The sequence below is a fragment of the Ruegeria sp. F5 genome, assembly GCF_056533845.1.
Genome location: NZ_JBQFOU010000002.1, coordinates 81755 through 97678 on the forward strand (window position 1 = coordinate 81755; position 15924 = coordinate 97678).

Annotated in this window: 12 protein-coding genes; 6 read left to right on the top strand and 6 right to left on the bottom strand. The window is 62.1% G+C overall.

Translation table 11 applies throughout. From position 1 onward, the window contains the following. Nucleotides 1-31: 31 nt before the first annotated feature. Nucleotides 32-1696, top strand: coding sequence for a tetratricopeptide repeat protein (locus ACR0K1_RS02750; protein ID WP_480848658.1), 1665 nt, complete (start codon nt 32-34; stop codon nt 1694-1696). Then, nucleotides 1693-2367, top strand: coding sequence for an SH3 domain-containing protein (locus tag ACR0K1_RS02755; protein WP_480614754.1), 675 nt, complete (start codon nt 1693-1695; stop codon nt 2365-2367). Before ACR0K1_RS02750 ends, ACR0K1_RS02755 begins: the two co-directional genes overlap by 4 nt. Here the strand turns inward: ACR0K1_RS02755 and mfd are convergent. Continuing rightward, complete coding sequence (gene mfd / locus ACR0K1_RS02760; protein WP_480848660.1) at nt 2364-5819, bottom strand: transcription-repair coupling factor; 3456 nt, start codon at nt 5817-5819, stop codon at nt 2364-2366. The genes ACR0K1_RS02755 and mfd overlap by 4 nt on opposite strands. 21 nt (nt 5820-5840) lie before the next feature. Next, on the bottom strand, nt 5841-6365 hold the full coding sequence (locus ACR0K1_RS02765) for a component of SufBCD complex (RefSeq protein ID WP_480614748.1): 525 nt from the start codon (nt 6363-6365) through the stop codon (nt 5841-5843). 117 nt (nt 6366-6482) lie between these two features. Between ACR0K1_RS02765 and hemB the strand changes: the two genes are divergently transcribed. From hemB to ACR0K1_RS02785, 4 genes are all read left to right on the top strand, one after another. Beyond that, complete coding sequence (hemB, locus tag ACR0K1_RS02770) at nt 6483-7481, top strand: porphobilinogen synthase (RefSeq protein WP_480614745.1); 999 nt, start codon at nt 6483-6485, stop codon at nt 7479-7481. Nucleotides 7482-7625: 144 nt separating this feature from the next. Beyond that, nucleotides 7626-8198 (top strand): lipid-binding SYLF domain-containing protein, encoded by a 573-nt coding sequence (locus ACR0K1_RS02775; RefSeq protein ID WP_480614742.1) that lies wholly within the window; start codon nt 7626-7628, stop codon nt 8196-8198. Between the two features lie 166 nt (nt 8199-8364). Then, nucleotides 8365-10827: a penicillin acylase family protein gene (locus ACR0K1_RS02780; RefSeq protein ID WP_480848663.1), complete on the top strand. Its 2463-nt coding sequence runs from the start codon at nt 8365-8367 to the stop codon at nt 10825-10827. Nucleotides 10828-10935: 108 nt separating this feature from the next. Then, nucleotides 10936-11331: an SgcJ/EcaC family oxidoreductase gene (locus tag ACR0K1_RS02785; protein WP_480848665.1), complete on the top strand. Its 396-nt coding sequence runs from the start codon at nt 10936-10938 to the stop codon at nt 11329-11331. Nucleotide 11332: 1 nt separating this feature from the next. Here ACR0K1_RS02785 and hflX read toward each other — a convergent pair whose 3' ends face one another. From hflX to trkA, 4 genes are all read right to left on the bottom strand, one after another. Next, nucleotides 11333-12604 carry a GTPase HflX gene (gene hflX / locus ACR0K1_RS02790; protein ID WP_480848668.1) on the bottom strand — a complete coding sequence of 424 codons (1272 nt, stop codon included), beginning with the start codon at nt 12602-12604 and terminating at the stop codon, nt 11333-11335. Then, on the bottom strand, nt 12604-12843 hold the full coding sequence (hfq, locus tag ACR0K1_RS02795; protein WP_010440340.1) for an RNA chaperone Hfq: 240 nt from the start codon (nt 12841-12843) through the stop codon (nt 12604-12606). Before hfq ends, hflX begins: the two co-directional genes overlap by 1 nt. Nucleotides 12844-12963: 120 nt before the next feature. After that, the gene (locus tag ACR0K1_RS02800; protein ID WP_480614729.1) at nt 12964-14502 is read right to left on the bottom strand and encodes a TrkH family potassium uptake protein; all 1539 of its coding nucleotides are present in this window, start codon (nt 14500-14502) and stop codon (nt 12964-12966) included. After that, nucleotides 14502-15878: a Trk system potassium transporter TrkA gene (gene trkA / locus ACR0K1_RS02805; protein ID WP_480614726.1), complete on the bottom strand. Its 1377-nt coding sequence runs from the start codon at nt 15876-15878 to the stop codon at nt 14502-14504. The genes ACR0K1_RS02800 and trkA overlap by 1 nt, the downstream gene beginning before the upstream one ends. Nucleotides 15879-15924: the final 46 nt, after the last annotated feature.

Here is a 15924-nt window from a genome sequence, read left to right on the forward strand (position 1 = left end):
GCCTGTCCCCATTTTCTGGGGAGAGGCTTTGATGAGCGATTATTATGATCTGGGCACCTATTCCTGTGCTGTCACCACCGCGTCGCCCGAGGCGCAGCTTTGGTTCGACCGCGGGCTGATCTGGACCTACGGCTATAACCATGACGAGGCTGTGGTCTGTTTCCAGCGCGCCGCCGAGTTCGACCCGAACTGCGCCATGGCGCATTGGGGCGTCGCCTATGCCGCAGGTCCGAACTACAACCTGCCATGGGAGTTGCGCGACGAAAACGGGCAGCAGAAATCGCTGGCCACTGCCTATGACGCGACCCAAAAGGCGCTGGCCTTGCTTGATACCTGCACCCCGGTCGAACAAGCGCTGATCCGCGCCCTGCCCGCGCGTTACCCACAACGCGACCCGACCGAGGATATGCACCGGTGGGACTATGACTTCGCCGACGCAATGCGCGCTGCCTTTGCCGAGCAGCCCGATCAACTGGACCTGCGCACGATCTATGTCGAGGCGCTGATGAACCTCACGCCCTGGCAGATGTGGGATCTGCAAACCGGCCAACCAGCCGAAGGTGCCGCGACTCTCGAAGCGCAAGAGGCACTGGAATGGGCGATGGAGCATGATCCGGCAGCCATGTCTCATCCCGGCCTGTTGCATCTCTATGTCCACCTGATGGAAATGTCGCCGACGCCGGAAAAGGCGCTGAAGGCCGGGGATATCCTGCGGACTCTGGTACCCGATGCCGGGCATCTGGTGCATATGCCGACCCATATCGACGTTCAGTGCGGCCATTATCAGAATGTCGTTCACTGGAACGAAAAGGCATCTGAAGCCGATCTGAAATATTACGAACGCGAGGGCGCGTTCAACATCTACACCGGCTATCGCCAGCACAATTATCATTTCGCCATCTACGGCGCTCTGTTCCTAGGCCAGATGGAACCGGCGCTGCGGGCCAATCAGGGCATCTGGGACACCACGCCCGAGGACATGCTGCGCATTGAAAGCCCGCCCATGGCGGATTATTTCGAAAGCTACATGTCGATGGGTCCGCATATCCTGATCCGTTTTGGCCGCTGGGAAGATGCCAAGGCGCTGGAGTTGCCCTCGGACCCCGATCTGTACCGCACTCTGACCGCGACGACCCATTACGCCCGCGCAGTTGCCCATGCGGCGACCGGACAGGTCGCCGAGGCGGAAGCCGAAGAGCAACTGTTCCTCGCCGCAAAAACCTGCGTGCCGGAAACCCGGCTGTTGCACAACAACCGGGTCATCGATCTGCTGGACATCGCAGCGGAGATGCTGCGCGGTGAGATCGAGTATCGCAAAGAAAACTACGAGGTCGCCTTTGCCCACCTGCGCCGCTCGGTCGAGCTGGACGACACGCTGCCCTATGATGAGCCATGGGGCTGGATGCAGCCCACCCGTCACGCGCTTGGTGCGCTGCTGTTTGAGCAAGGGCATGTAACCGAGGCCGAGGCTGTCTATCGCGAAGACCTTGGCATGGGCGGCACCCTCAGCCGCGCCTCGATCCATCCCGACAATGTCTGGAGCCTTAAAGGACTGCACGATTGCCTGAAAGCGCGCGGTGATAGCGTGGAAATCAAGCTGATCAAACAAAGGCTCGATCTGGCGCTGGCCCGCGCGGACCGGGCCGTTGGCGCATCGTGCTTCTGCGCTCATGCGGCGATGAAGGCGGCGGAATGAGAGCGGCTGCACTGCTGGCCGTCATCCTCTGCGGGCCGGTCTGGGCGGATCGGCAGTCTTTCCCGCCCGAGGATCAGGCCAGCCGCGATCCCACCCTGGTTGAATTTCGCGATGACCTGCGGGCCAAAGTCGCAGCGCGGGATCTTGAGGCCGTCGTCGCGATGGCCTGCCCGGATATCTATTTCAGCCATGTTGCCGAAAGCGGCCCCGACGCATTCCGTACCAACCTGACCGTCCCGCCCGAAACCCTGCCCGAGGATGAGCGCGACCAAGCGGACGCCATCCGCGACGCCCGTTGGGCGGCGCTGGAAAACACGCTGTCACAGCCCGGCTATTTCGACGATCAGGGCGAATTCTGGATGCCACACCAATGGCAGATCACCCTGCCCGCATCGCTGGATCCGGGGATTGCCTATTTCGTGACCGGCGAGAATGTCTCACTCCGGCAGACCCCGTCGCGCGACGGGGTGCGGCTGGGCGCAATCAGCCACGAGGTTGTTCTGATCCCCGACTATCAGGATGCGTCGGACTACCAACAGGTACGCCTGACCGATGGCGGGTCGGGGTACATTCACAGAGACTTTCTGTGGTCCATGACCGGATACCGCGCGGCGCTGGTGAAATCAGATGCGGGCATATGGCAACTTTGTACGTTTGTCAGCGGTGACTAGGCTTTGGCCTTCTTCTTCACCGCAACAACCTTTTCAGCCAGATCGCGGGCGATGGCAAAGGCCCCCTTGATCTTGTCGCTGTCCTTCTTCCAGTCGCGGCGCACGACGATCTTGTTGTCCTTGACCTTGGCCAGCCCGCGCTGGTTCTGAATGAACTCGACCAGCCCCTGAGGTGACGCGAACTTGTCGTTGTGAAACTGAATCGTCGCGCCCTTCGGTCCACCATCCAGCTTGGCAATGCCCGCGCGTTTGCACATTGCCTTGATGCGCACGACCAGCATCAGGGTGTTGACCTCTTTCGGCAGGCTGCCGAACCGGTCGATCAGTTCGGCTGCGAACCCTTCCAGTTCCACCTTGGTCGACAGCGATGACAGGCGGCGATAGAGACCCAGACGCACATCCAGATCGGGCACATACTCCTCGGGGATCAGGACCGGCACGCCCAGATTGATCTGCGGCGCCCATTGGTCGTCGGCATCGCTGAGCCCCTCCATCTCACCGGCTTTGATCTTGGCAATCGCCTCTTCCAGCATCGACTGATAGAGCTCATAGCCCACGTCGCGCATCTGGCCCGACTGTTCCTCGCCCAGCAGGTTGCCCGCACCGCGAATGTCGAGGTCTTGGCTAGCCAGTGTGAAACCCGCCCCCAGCGTGTCCAGCGAACCCAGAACCCGCAGGCGTTTTTCGGCCGTGGCGGTCAGTTTCTGGCGCGGTTTCGTGGTCAGATAGGCATAGGCGCGCGTCTTTGACCGCCCCACCCGGCCGCGAATTTGATACAGCTGCGCCAGACCGAACATGTCGGCCCGGTGCACGACCATTGTATTCGCCGTCGGAATATCCAGCCCGCTTTCGACAATCGTGGTCGCCAGCAGCACATCATACTTGCCGTCATAAAACGCATTCATCCGGTCATCGAGTTCCCCCGCTGCCATCTGCCCGTGGGCCACCACGTAGGTCAGTTCCGGCAGTTGATCCTTCAGGAACTGTTCGATGTCCGGCAGGTCCGAGATGCGCGGGACCACGTAGAAACTCTGCCCGCCGCGATAATGTTCGCGCAGCAACGCCTCGCGGATCGTCACGGCATCGAACTCGCTGACATAAGTGCGGATCGCCAGACGGTCGATGGGCGGCGTACCGATGATCGACAGGTCGCGCACACCGGTCAGGGACAGTTGCAGCGTGCGCGGAATGGGTGTCGCAGTCAGGGTCAGAACATGCACGTCACTGCGCAACTGTTTCAGACGTTCCTTGTGCGAAACGCCGAAATGCTGTTCCTCGTCGATGATCAGCAGGCCCAGTTTCTGGAACCGTATCCCCTTGGTCAGCAGCGCATGTGTGCCGATCACGATATCCACCGTGCCGCGCGCCAAGCCGTCCCGCGTCTGCTGCGCCTCTTTCGCAGACACGAAGCGCGACAATTGCCGAACCTCCAGCGGGAAGCCCCGGAACCGGTCCTTGAACGAGGCCGCGTGCTGGCGCGCCAATAGCGTCGTTGGCGCGATCACTGCGACCTGCACGCCCGACATGGCCGCCACAAAGGCCGCGCGCATGGCGACCTCGGTCTTGCCAAAACCCACGTCGCCGCAGATCAGACGATCCATCGGTGCGCCGGAGTGCATGTCCTCCATCACCTCGGTAATCGCGCGCAGCTGGTCGTCGGTTTCCTGATAGGGGAAGCGGGCGCTGAACTCCTCCCACGCATGCGGCGGTGGGTCCATGACCGGCGCCTTGCGCAAGGCACGCTCGGCTGCAATGCGGATCAGTTTGTCCGCCATCTCGCGGATGCGCTCTTTCAGCTTGGCCTTCTTGGCCTGCCATGCGCCGCCGCCCAGCCGGTCCAGCAGCCCTTCGTCATGGCCGTATTTCGACAGCAGTTCGATGTTTTCGACCGGCAGGTACAGCTTGGATTGCTCGGCATATTCCAGCAGCAGGCATTCATGGGCGGCCCCGGCGGCGTTGACGACCTCCATCCCCTGATAGCGGCCGATCCCGTGATCCACATGCACCACCAGATCACCGGGGGACAGCGATTGAGTCTCGGTCAGGAAGTTCTCGGCCTTGCGGCGTTTCTTGGGCTGGCGGATCAGGCGGTCGCCCAGCACGTCCTGCTCGGCGATCACTGTCAGGTCGGGGGTTTCGAACCCGTGCTCCAGCGCCCAGACGGCCAGATGCAGCCCACGTTTGCCGACGCGGGTGCCGTTGGCGACGGGGATCGCCTCGGCCAGCCCTTCGTCTTCGATCAGCCCGGTAAGGCGTTCGCGCGCGCCTTCAGAATAAGACGCGATCAGCACCGGGCCTTTCGCCATCTTGTCGGTGATATGCGCAGCCAGCGCGCCGAACAGGCTGATGCTCTCCTGCTGGCGTTCAGGGGCAAAGTTACGTCCGATCCGACCGCCCGCGTCGATCACGCCCGGGCCGCTGGCCTGTGGCAGAGGGCTGAATTGCAGCACCCGACGGTCGCCTACGGCCTGTTCCCACGCCGCATCGTCCAGATACAGCAATCCCGGCGGCGTCGGCTTATAGACCGTATCCATGCGCGAGCGGTTTTCCAGCGCCAGACGCCGGGTTTCGTACTGATCGGCAATCGTATCCCACCGCGCCAGCCGGGCGGGCGTGACCTGATCATCGACCGAGATCGTTGCATCCGGCAGATAGTCAAATAGCGTTTCCAACTTTTCGTGAAAAAACGGCAGCCAGTGTTCGATACCCTGATGCTTGCGTCCCGCGCTGACGGCCTCATACAAAGGATCATCGGTGCCCGCCGCGCCAAACTCGATGCGGTAGTTCTGCCGGAACCGTGTGATCGCCGCGTCGTCCAGAATAACCTCGGACACCGGCGCAAGCTCTACCACCTGCAGCTTTTCGGTGGTGCGCTGCGAGACCGGATCAAAGCGGCGCGCGCCGTCCAGAACGTCGCCGAACAGGTCCAGCCGGACGGGGCCGGAATCACCCGGTGGGAAGATGTCGATGATCCCGCCGCGAACGGCGTAATCGCCGGGTTCCATCACCGTCGGGCTTTGGGTAAAGCCCATGCGCACAAGGAAATTCCGCAGCGCATCTTCGTCAATCCGATGATCAACGCGCGCGGTGAACGCCGCCTCGCGCAGTACCTCGCGCGCAGGAACGCGCTGGGTCGCCGCGTTGAGCGTTGTCAGCAGCACAAACCGCTCCGGCATCTGATGCACCAGTGCAGCCAGCGTCGCCACCCGCGCCGCTGCGATATCCGCGTTGGGCGACACCCGGTCGTACGGCAGGCAATCCCAGCCCGGAAACACAAAGACCGGCATATCGGGCGCAAAAAAGGCCAGCGCCGCGCGCATCGCCTCCATCCGCTTGTCGTCGCGGGCCACGTGGCAAACCGGCCCGCCGGAACGCGAAATCTCGTTCAGGACAAGCTGCGCATCAAACCCTTCGGGGGCGCCGCCGACTGTCACGTGGTTCGGAGCCTTCATCGCCTTGCCTTTCAGATTTCGCTATCCCAGAACGCCGATCGAAATGTTCTGATACATGCCCCACAGCGCAGTGACCAGTACCGAGATCATGCCGATGATCTGGGTATAAAGCCGGCAGCGTAAAAGCGTCTTGGCCACGCGTTCCAGCGTCAGTTCATGCTGCCGCAATCGCCGGGCGTGAAAGACATTGACCAGCGTCACGATCACCATCGGAAACAGCAGCAGAAACACGGCCTGCGCGAACTCCATCCCGTAATAAAAACCCAGCATCGCAAGGCCTGTAAAAGAAAAACACAGCAGGGCCAGCAGGATCGTTCCCGACATCTGAACAATATATAGAATCCGATTGGTATTGATCCGCACCAGATCCAGCAAATCCCTTTCACTCTGCCCCCGGATCCGGCGCGCGCGGATCACCAGATCGTAGGGAACACCCATCGACCAGTGGCTGGCCGAGGACCACATCACCGCCAGAACGATCCAGAACCACAGATTCGAAAAGCTGCGCATATCAATGAGTTCGAAGATCGAAGTGTACCAGTCCAAACCCAGTCCTTTATCAAATTCTCACTGGGTTCTGTTGCGCCGGCGCGGCCATTGGTACCCTTGAGCCCTCGGCAAATTCATGCCACCCAATGCGGCAATGTTCAAGGAGAACGCGCCATGAAGCCGACCATCGCCCCCTATCCCCTGACCCGCTTTCGCCGCGCCCGTCAGTCCGAGGCTATTCGGGGGCTGGTCCGGCAAAACACGCTGACCACCGATGATCTGATCTGGCCGGTCTTTGTGCGCGACGGCGAAGGGGTTGAAGAGCCCGTCCCCTCGATGCCCGGCGTTGTGCGCCGCTCGGTTGATCTGATCGCCAAAGCAGCGGTCGAGGCGCAAGCGCTTGGAATTCCCGCGATTTGCATCTTTCCCTACACCGATTCCAGCCTGAAGACGGAAGACTGTGCCGAGGCCTGGAATCCCGACAACCTGTCCAACCGGGCGATCCGGGCAATCAAGACGGCAGCGCCCGATATCGCCGTGATGACCGACGTGGCGCTGGACCCCTACAACATCAACGGCCATGACGGCTATGTCGTGGATGGTGAGATCGTGAACGACCGGACGGTTGAGGCGCTGGTCAAAATGACCCTCGCGCAGGCCGAGGCCGGGGCCGATATCATCGGACCCTCGGACATGATGGACGGCCGCATCGGCGAAATGCGCCGCGCGCTGGAGAGCGCGGGCCATCACAACGTGATGATCCTCAGCTATGCCGCAAAATACGCCAGCGCGTTTTACGGCCCGTTCCGCGATGCGGTGGGGGCCTCGGGCGCGCTGACCGGGGACAAGAAGACCTATCAGATGGACCCGGCGAACTCGGACGAGGCGCTGCGCCTGATTGAACGCGACCTGACCGAGGGCGCGGATATGGTGATGATCAAGCCGGGCATGCCTTATCTGGATATCTGCCGCCGCGTGAAGGACACGTTCGGCGCGCCGACCTATGCCTATCAGGTCTCCGGCGAATACGCGATGATACAGGCGGCGGCCCAGAATGGCTGGATCGATGGCGACAAGGTTATGATGGAAAGCCTGCTGGCTTTCAAACGCGCTGGCTGCGACGGCATCCTGACCTATTTCGCGCCTCGGGTTGCGCGCGCGTTGCAGGGCTAAAACCCCAGATTGTCGCGATTTATCGCCGATTGAACAGCCTGCCCCCGCAGCTTTCCCGTGACACGACGCGGCAATCGGCGTATTCTTGCACATAAGATCGGGATCACCCGGCTAATCAGGCATATATATCAAGAGACAGGAAACATGAGCAGTTCCCAATCCCCCCGACTGAGCCGTCGCGGCTTTGCCTTTGGCATGGCCGGGCTGACCCTGACCGCTGCGTGCGGCAACGGCGTCGGCAACTCGAACGCGGCGACCATCGACGCCCGTGTCGATGCGACGCTGAGCGAGATGTATTCGCGCTATCCAAACACCGTTGAAATCGCCAACAAGGCCAATGGCATGCTGGTCATGCCCCTGATCACCGAGGCCGGATTCGTGTTCGGTGGCGGCTATGGTCGCGGCGCCCTGCGCATCAACGGGGCGACGGTCGACTATTACTCGGCCGTGAAAGGCACCGCAGGTTTGCAGATCGGGGCGCAGCAATATGCCCACGTTCTGTTCTTCATGACCGAGGACGCGCTGAACGATTTCCGCCGCTCCAGCGGTTGGACCGCCGGGGCCGATATCGGCTACGTGGTCAGCGATCAGGGCGACCAGCTGTCGACCGACACCACGACGCTGCGCACTCCGGTTCTGGCTGCCGTGTTCGGGCAGGCCGGTCTGCAGATCGGCGCAACCGTCGATGGCACCAAATACACCCGCATTATTCCGTAGCACCAAAATACCACCCCCCAACCGACCCCGTCGCAGTTGAACCAAGTGCGGCGGGGTTGTTCTTTGAACCTCACGGCAAAGGTTCCTGCGGCGTTCCTCTTTCGGTCTGCGGTTGCATCCTTTACTCTCGGCGCAAACGATAAATGACCAAGAATGTGGGGCGTCGATGGGTCTTGTGTTTCGCTGGCTGGTGCGGATTGCATCGGGGTTGATCCTGCTGGTTCTGGCGGCGGTTGGCCTTGTGTATTTTCTGGCCAACCAATCCCTGCCCGACTACGATCAAACCCTTGACGTCAAAGGGTTAACCGCCCCGGTCGAGATCATCCGGGATACCGCCAACGTGCCGCATATTCTGGCCGAAAACGACCCGGACGTGTTCTTTGGCCTCGGCTATGCCCACGCGCAGGACCGCCTGTGGCAGATGACGGTTCTGCGCCGCACCGCGCAGGGCCGCCTGTCCGAGGTGTTCGGCCCGCGCACCGTGCATATCGACAAACTGCTGCGCCGGTTCGATCTGTACGGGCTGGCCCACCGCTCGGTCGAGGTGCAGGACGATTACACCAAGGCCGCGTTGGACGCGTACGCCGCAGGGGTGAACGCCCGCCTGACCGAGATCAACGAAGAGGCTCTGGGCCGCGGCGCGCCCGAGATGTTCCTGTTCAATGCGCCCGTATCTCCCTGGCAGCCCGGCGACAGCATCGCCGTGATCAAGCTGATGGGGCTGCAACTGTCCGGCCATCTGCAGGATGAGGTTCTGCGCGCCCGCACCTCGCTGATGCTGAACGATCCGGCGCGGCTGGCGGATATCCTGCCCGATGTCCCCGGACCCGGCATCGCCGCCCTGCCGGAATATGCTGCGCTGTTTCCCAACCTGCCCCGCTATGCCGCCGGAACGGATATGCCAGACACGCCCCTGTCGCCCTTTCCCAAACGCGGACTGGCTGGCGCATCGAATGCCTGGACCGCCGCGCCCTCGCGCTCGGCCAGTGGCGGAACGCTTTTGGCCAATGACCCGCATCTGGGCTTCACCGCGCCGGGTGTGTGGTATCTGGCCCATCTGGGGCTGGCCAAAGGCGGCGTGATCGGCGCGACAATTCCGGGCATCCCGGCTGTGATGTCCGGGCGTAGCGACAGGTTGGGATGGGGGCTGACCTCGTCCTATTTGGACGATCAGGACGTGCATATCGAACAGCTGAACCCCGACAACCCCGAGGAATACCTGACCCCGGATGGATACAAGGAGTTCCAGACCAAGCCCTCGATCATCGAAATCAAGGATGAGGCCCCGATCACCCTGACCCTGCGGTGGACGGAAAACGGCCCTGTCCTGCCCGGCACCCATTACGATCTGGAGACGATTACGCCGCCGGGTCATGTCGCCTCGCTGTCGTGGACGGCGCTCAGCGCTCAGGACACGTCGATGACCGCGTCGATGGCGCTGATGAACGCCGACACGGTGCAAGAGGCGATTGAGGTTGGCGAGAAGTTCATTGCGCCCTCGCAAAACCTGTCGCTGGTCGACAAGACCACCATCGGGATGAAGCTGATCGGCGCGATGCCCCGGCGGGATCTGCAGAACCAAAGCCGGGGGCGCATCCCGACGCCCGGTTGGCTGACCGAAAACCGCTGGAGCGGCCGCCTGCCCTATGCCGACAACCCGGAATTCGTGGCCCCTGTCGGCGGTGTCCTCGGCAACACCAACAACAAGATCATCGACCGCCCGTTCCCTGAACATGTGTCCTATGAATGGGGCGACACCCAGCGCGTCCATCGGTGGGAACGCCTGATGCAATCGCGAGAGGTGCATACACGCGACAGCTTTATCGAAGCGCAGCTGGACACGGTCAGCTTCACCGCCCGATCCTTGCTGCCGCTGATCGGGGCCGACCTGTGGTTTACCGGGGCCTCGGCCCCCGAAGGCACGCTTGATAGCCAGCGCCAGATCGCTCTGTCGCTTCTGGCCGAATGGAACGGCGAGATGAATGAGCACTTGCCGGAACCGCTGATCTACGCCGCATGGCTGCGCGCGCTGCAGATCCGTCTGATCTCTGACGAGCTGGGCCCTTTGGCCAGCGAATACAAACATGTTCAGCCCCTATTCATCGAGCGTGTTTACCGCGACATCGACGGAGCCTCGGTCTGGTGCGATGTACGCCAAAGCGCACCGGTCGAGACCTGCACCGACATGGCAAAACTGGCGCTGGACGACGCGCTGATCTGGATCGGCGAGCAATACGGCACCGCGCTGGAATCCCTGCGCTGGGGCGATGCGCATCAGGCAACCCATGACCATCCGGTTCTGGGCAATGTCCCGGTGCTGCGGTTCTTTGTGAACATTCGCCAGTCCACCAGCGGCGGTGACAATACGCTGCTGCGCGGGCGCACCTCGGGCGAAGGCCCCGATCCGTTCCAGAACGTGCATGGCGCGGGCTATCGTGGAGTGTATGATTTTGCCGATCCCGACAGTTCGGTGTTCATCACGGCCACCGGCCAGTCCGGCCACTTCCTGTCGCGCTATTATGACGATCAGGCCCAGCTTTGGCGGCGGGGGGAGTACATTCCGATGTCGCTGGACATCGATCTGGCCCGCGCGGCGGCCGTTGGCGTCACACACCTGACCCCGCAATAATCCGCCCACTCGGCGACTCCCCGCCCTGCCCAGCGGCGCGTCGTGGACGTGCGGGCCAGTTTTCGCCTACCATTGGCAGGCCGATTATGTGGGACCAAGGGGGCGGAAATGGCCAGTATTCGGGATACTTTAAACAATCTCGCGCGGGATTATGCTATCGCATGGAGTTCCGGCGATCCGGACGCGGTTGCCAGTTTCTATGCGCCCGACGGGCAGATTACAATTAATCGAGGCGAACCCATTCAGGGGCGTGCGGCAGTTGCTGAAATGGCGCGCGGGTTTTATGCCGACTTCCCCGATCTGGAGGTCCGTTGTGACATGATGCGTTGGGCCGGGCCTCACGCTATCTTCGTCTGGACGTTAGAGGGGCACCATTCCGAGACCGGCAACCTTGTCGTCGCACGCGGCTGGGAGGAATGGGAACTGACGCCAGACAACAAGGTCCAATCCTCGCTGGGCTGGTTCGATGCTGACGACTACCAGCGTCAGATTGACGGAAAGTAGATTACAAACCGGCAAACTGCGCCGCTTGTTTATCCGTCCACAGCACGGTGATCTCAAACCCGTCCTCGGTCTGGTTCTCGGACCGCACGACGTCCTGACGGAACAGCCAAGCCCGTTTGTCGCCTTCGGCAAAGCTCAGGTTCAGCGTGGCCTCGTGCCGGACGCCCTGCAGTTTTGTTGCGATTTCGGCCAGCAACGGATCAAGCCCTTCGCCCGTCACGGCGGAGACGGCATAGATTTCCGGGTCGCGTTCCGCCCGCGCCAATGTGGCGTCGCGGTCCTCTGCGCTCAGCAGATCGATCTTGTTCCAGACCTCCAGCCCGGGGCGTTCATCGTCCACACCAAGCGAGGTCAGGATGGCGTGCACATCCTCGGCCTGCGCCTCGGTCTCTTCGTGGCTGATGTCGCGGACATGCACGATCAGGTCAGCGCCCAATACCTCTTCCAGCGTGGCGCGGAAGGCTGCGACCAGTTCGGTCGGCAGGTTCGAGATGAAGCCCACCGTGTCCGACAGGATCACCTCGGGGCCGTTGGGCAGTTCCACCCGCCGCATGGTCGGGTCGAGCGTGGCGAACAGCATGTCCTTGGCCATCACCTCGGCCCCGGTCAGGCGGTTGAACAGCGTGGACTTGCCCGCGTTGGTATAGCCCACAAGCGCGACAATCGGATAAGGCACCTTGGCCCGAGCCGCACGGTGCAGGGTGCGGGTCTTGACCACCTTCTGCAACTGACGCCGCAACCGCACGAGTTGCTCGTCAATCGCCCGGCGGTCAGCCTCGATCTGGGTTTCACCGGGACCGCCGACAAACCCCAATCCGCCCCGCTGCCGTTCAAGGTGCGTCCATGCCCGGACCAGCCGCGTTCGCTGATAGCTGAGCGCCGCCATCTCGACCTGCAGCACACCTTCACGGGTGCGGGCGCGGTCGCTGAATATTTCCAAAATCAGCCCGGTCCGGTCGAGGATTTTGACCTTCCACGCTTTTTCAAGATTGCGCTGCTGGACGGGCGTTACCGGTCCGTCGATCAGAACCAGTTCAATCTCGTGGTCATGCAGCCGTTCCCCCAACTCGTCAATCTTGCCACTGCCGAACAGCAGCCCCGGCTGGGCGCGTTGCAGGCGCACGATTTCGGACCCGATCACATCCAGATCGGGCAAGGCGGCCGCAAGTGCAACCGCCTCGGCCAGCGCCGGTTCGGGGACACGGCGCTGTTCATCTGACTTGATTTCCGGATGCAGCACCCAGGCCCGGGTGCGCGTCCTGTCATGTTCCATCAAGAGGCGTCTTCGCCCTCATACAAGCTGATCGGCTGCGATGGCATGATGGTTGAAATCGCATGTTTGTAGACCAGTTGCGACTGTCCGTCGCGACGCAACAAAACGCAAAAATTGTCGAACCAAGTGATCACACCCTGCAATTTAACGCCATTGATCAGGAAAATTGTGACCGGGACCTTTGCTTTTCGTACATTGTTCAGGAAGGCGTCCTGAAGATTCTGTCTGTCCGAAGCCATATTTTTATAGTCTCGCCGTTGTTCTTGCTACGCGCTGCGGACCAACGCGCTCCCTCCGGGTGAGTATGGAGTGCCGCGCAGAGATATTCCAGATGAAAAATCAGGTATTAACACCTTAATCTAAGCCCGCCAGAGGTTTGGCGTGATCAGGGCAATGATCGCCAGCGTTTCCAGCCGCCCGATCACCATCGCCGCGCACATGGTCAGCTTGGCCCCGCCGGACAGGTCGATCAGACGGATCGGCGTGTCCGTTGCCAGTTCGATCAGCGGCCCTGTTGTGCTAAGCGCGGCCACGCTCAGCACCATCGCCTGCTCGAACCCCGCGCCCATCATCGCCAGTAGCAGGTTGAACAGGGCCAAAGTCAGCGCGAACATCATCAGGAAGATCCAGGCGATGAATGCGCCGTCGCTTTGGATGCGCCGGTTGCCGCCGCCCACACCGCTGACGGAAGACGGATAGATCAACCGGTCAATCTCGCGCGCGCCGTTCAGGTAGAGCGCGAAGACCCGCAACAGCTTGACCCCCCCGGCCGTGGTGGCGACACCGCCGCCGATCAGCGCCAGCCCCATCAGAACCAACCCCGGCGTTCCCAGCCCCGACAATTGCTGCGCATCGTTCCAGTTCGCGCTTTCGAACCCGGCGGTGGTCAGAAAGGCCAGAACCGTGAACAGCATCCCCCAGATCACCTGCAAGGCCTGTAACGGCTGCACCTGCCCTCCGATCTCGGCCACACCAGCCAGGACCCGGAAAAACAGCAGCAGCGCAACGCCCAGAACGATCATCAGGCCAATGCGAAACTCGGGGTCTTTGTCCAGACGGGCATAGCCGGTTGTGGCCGTATCCGCCGAGAAGGTCAGGCGCGACAGCGCGAAGAACAGGAACAGGAACAGGATTGCCTCACCCGTGATCCCGGACTGTGCGCCCTCCAGCCCGCCAACCGGCGAAATGCCCGAGGTCGCCATGACGGACATCGCATGGCACACTGCGGTCAACCCTTGCTCTCCGGCGATCATCAGCAGAATGCAGACCACGCCTGTCAGGCCTGTATAGACTGGTGCTAGCGTACGCGTCACGCGCAACAACCGGCCCCGCGGATCGACCCGCTCGCTTTGGGCCACGCCCGACACTGGGCGGCCGGGCTGGCCACGGGCGGTGACTTCGAACCCGCCGAGCGACAAGGGGGCCAGAATCGCGGCGGCTGAAATCCACATCAGCAGACCGCCCATCCAGCCGACCAGAGCCCGCCAGAAATGAAGCGGCGCGCTCAGGCGGTCAGGGTCGGGAAACAGGTCGGCGCCCGTGGTTGTCAACGCGCTGACCATATCGAAATAGGCGTTTAGAAAGGTCGTGGTGCCAAGCGCATCATGAAACGGGATCGCCAGAAAGATCGGCAGAACGGTGAAGCAGCCCAGCAGAACCGCCAACTGCCCCAATGTCCCGCGCCGGGGCACCCGGTTGGACGCCGCAAGCGCGATGATCGAAACCAGAAACACGCCCAGCAGGCCCGAATAGAAGAAGGACCGCGACGTATCGTGATCATCCAGCGCCAGCGCATAGACCGCCGGTATCCACATAGAGATCGAGACGATCCCCCAGATCAGCAGAAACAGCGGCAATCGCCGCAATAGACCGACCTGCTGTGGCTTCGCATAGGCCATCAGAAGAAATCGATCGAGACCTGCATCAGGCGCTCGACCTCGGGCACGTCCTTGGCCATGGCGAAGATCGCAACCACGTCTTTCTCATCGATGCGCAGACTGCCGGTGGGGCGCAAAACATCGTCGCCCTTGCGCACGGCACCGACCAGCACCCCCTCGGGGAAGTCGATGTCGCGCAGTTTCTGCCCGGCCATGGGTGAGGTCGACAGAACCTCGGCCTCGATCACTTCGGCCTCGGCATCGCCGATGGAATAGACCTGACGCACGCGGCCATGGCGGATGTGGCGCAGGATCGAGCTGACGGTCGTCGCGCGCGGGTTGATATAGGCGTCGATGCCCAGCGGGCCCATCAACGCTACCATGCTGGGATCGTTGATCAGGGCAATCGCCAGCGCGCAGCCTTCGGCCTTGGCGCGCACGGCGGCCAGCATGTTGGTTCGGTCATCGTCGGTTACGGCCAGCATCGCATCGGCGCGGTCGATCCCGGCCTCGCTCAGCAGCCCCGCGTCCAGCCCGTCGCCGTTCAGGACAATCGTGCGCTCCAAAGCCTCGGCGGCCAGTTCGGCGCAGTGGCGGTCGCGCTCGACAATCTTGGCGCGCACCCGGCTTTCACGCTCTTCCAGCGTGCGCGCGACTTCCAGCCCGACATTGCCGCCACCGACAATCACCACCCGGTCCTGCCGTTTTTGGGTTTTGCCAAACACCTCGATCGTGCGGTCCACGTCTTTGACGTTGGTAAAAACGTAGCATTCATCGCCGACGAACAGCTGGTCCTCGGATTCCGGCGCAAACAAGGTCCCTTCACGCCGCACGCCCACCACGATGGAACTGAGGGTCGAGAACAGATCGGTCAACTGCCGCAGGGGCGTGTTCACAATCGGGCAGTCTTCTTCGACCCGGATCCCCAGCAGTTGCGCCTTGCCCTCCATGAAAACCTCGGTGTCAAAGGCAGAGGGGGCCGACAGGCGTTGCATCGCGGCGGCGGCGACCTCGCGCTCGGGGCTGATCACAACGTCGATGGGCAGGTGATCGCGGCGGTAGAGGTCGGAATGGATCGCCTCAAGATAAGATTTCGAGCGCAGGCGCGCGATCTTGCGCTGGATCGAGAACACCGAATGCGCCATCTGGCACGTGACCATGTTCACCTCGTCCGAATGGGTCGCGGCGATGATCATGTCGGCGTCACGGGCACCGGCCCGTTCCAGCACATCAGGATAGCTGGCAAAGCCCGCGATCCCTTGCACATCCAGCGTTTCGGTCGCGCGGCGCACCAGATCGGGGTTGTTGTCCACGACGGTCACATCGTTCAGCTCGCCTGAAAGATGCCGGGCGATCTGCCAGCCAACCTGGCCCGCGCCGCAAATAATGACCTTCATATCCCTGGCCCTTCTGCCTGAAATGTTTGAATGACAGATGCCCCCA

Excerpts from the sequence above, each read along its gene's own strand:
- ACR0K1_RS02780 (WP_480848663.1), top strand. The coding sequence starts at position 8,365 with ATGGGTCTTGTGTTTCGCTGGCTGGTGCGGATTGCATCGGGGTTGATC.
- trkA (WP_480614726.1), bottom strand. The coding sequence starts at position 15,878 with ATGAAGGTCATTATTTGCGGCGCGGGCCAGGTTGGCTGGCAGATCGCC.
- hflX (WP_480848668.1), bottom strand. The coding sequence starts at position 12,604 with ATGGAACATGACAGGACGCGCACCCGGGCCTGGGTGCTGCATCCGGAA.
- hemB (WP_480614745.1), top strand. The coding sequence starts at position 6,483 with ATGAAGCCGACCATCGCCCCCTATCCCCTGACCCGCTTTCGCCGCGCC.
- hfq (WP_010440340.1), bottom strand. The coding sequence starts at position 12,843 with ATGGCTTCGGACAGACAGAATCTTCAGGACGCCTTCCTGAACAATGTA.
- ACR0K1_RS02775 (WP_480614742.1), top strand. The coding sequence starts at position 7,626 with ATGAGCAGTTCCCAATCCCCCCGACTGAGCCGTCGCGGCTTTGCCTTT.
- ACR0K1_RS02755 (WP_480614754.1), top strand. The coding sequence starts at position 1,693 with ATGAGAGCGGCTGCACTGCTGGCCGTCATCCTCTGCGGGCCGGTCTGG.
- ACR0K1_RS02800 (WP_480614729.1), bottom strand. The coding sequence starts at position 14,502 with ATGGCCTATGCGAAGCCACAGCAGGTCGGTCTATTGCGGCGATTGCCG.
- mfd (WP_480848660.1), bottom strand. The coding sequence starts at position 5,819 with ATGAAGGCTCCGAACCACGTGACAGTCGGCGGCGCCCCCGAAGGGTTT.
- ACR0K1_RS02750 (WP_480848658.1), top strand. The coding sequence starts at position 32 with ATGAGCGATTATTATGATCTGGGCACCTATTCCTGTGCTGTCACCACC.
- ACR0K1_RS02785 (WP_480848665.1), top strand. The coding sequence starts at position 10,936 with ATGGCCAGTATTCGGGATACTTTAAACAATCTCGCGCGGGATTATGCT.